The sequence below is a fragment of the Moorena sp. SIO3B2 genome (assembly GCF_010692525.1).
Taxonomy (GTDB): domain Bacteria; phylum Cyanobacteriota; class Cyanobacteriia; order Cyanobacteriales; family Coleofasciculaceae; genus Moorena; species Moorena producens.
The window spans coordinates 4,708-5,903 of the sequence record NZ_JAAHHE010000361.1 but is presented as its reverse complement, the minus strand read 5'-3'; the positions used below and the strand labels follow the sequence as shown (position 1 = coordinate 5,903).

Genomic DNA, 1,196 nt, shown 5'->3' with positions numbered 1-1,196 from the left:
TCCTGATCATAATAAGCCAAATCCCCACTAATCCAGTACCCTTGTTTATAACTTTTGAGGGTGCGGTTAGAATCATTCCAATAGCCTGGTGTAATAGTTGGAGATTTAATACCCAGGAAACCTACCTGATAGGGTGGCAGTAGATTTCCCTCCTCATCTAATACTACAGCTTTTACAAAACTGCGTGGCTTACCCATATATCGATTATACAAGCTTGTCTGGCGACTAGAGACTTTATTAAACAAAGCCATGCCGAGTTCTGAAGCACCTAGACCATCAATAAAGACTGATTTAGAATTCCCAGCATTTACCAGAGTCCTGATATGAGCTTCATGGGCAGCATCGCCCGTATTAATCCACATTTTTACAGAACTCAATTGGTCTTTTTCTAAAGAATGGGAAGCCATGTCGGCATAGGTTTGTGGAAAAGCTGCTACTATAGTCGCTTTAAGTTCTTTAGCTTGAGTAATAGCATTATTTCCAGATAAATCTGACAAAACCATAGTGGGTAACCCCAGTAATGTTACTGTCATAAAGTAGCTAATTCCCGCCGAATGTGAACTAGGTAAGGCAAACAAAAACTTATCGGATTGACTAGCTGGGAAATTTAGCAGCCGAATTCGTTTGCCAAAGAAAAACTGTTGATGCCCAAATATCACTGGCTTAGGCTTTCCAGTAGTACCAGAGGAATGACAGATCATAATTGGATGAGAATCTGTAGGAGAATATGGATACCACTGGGGAAACTGTATCTCTGAGCTCTGAACAGATGTATTTTTGACATCTGTAGCAATAAACTTTAATGAGTCATTAGTTTTGACGTAGCCACTAATACTATCGAGGTGCTTCTGATCAGAATATAAACCAATGGCACCAACACGCCTGATAAAGTCAGCAGCAATATCAGCATCCATACGACCGTTTACCAAAACTGGAATAGCACCTAGGTTGTTTAGTGCTAAGTAATGGATAAAGTAACCGATTCCATCGTCTAAATATATAGCAACAGGATCATTCTCACGAACACCAGATTTCCTGTACCAAGAGGCATAGTTATCCACAACATCTTTTAAGGAAGATAAACTAAACCTGTTGATGGTCTCCCCTGTGAATGTTTGAAAAGGTTTTTCTAAAAACAAAAAATCATTGTTTCGATAAGGGTTATTAGCAACAGAGTACTGGAGAAAGTTACCACA

1 protein-coding gene is annotated in these 1,196 nt (G+C 39.4%); it reads right to left on the bottom strand.

Annotation, left to right across the window (positions count from 1 at the left end):
* On the bottom strand, nt 1–1,196 hold a 1,196-nt coding region (locus F6K38_RS33595; RefSeq protein WP_287359438.1), incomplete at both ends, for an AMP-binding protein.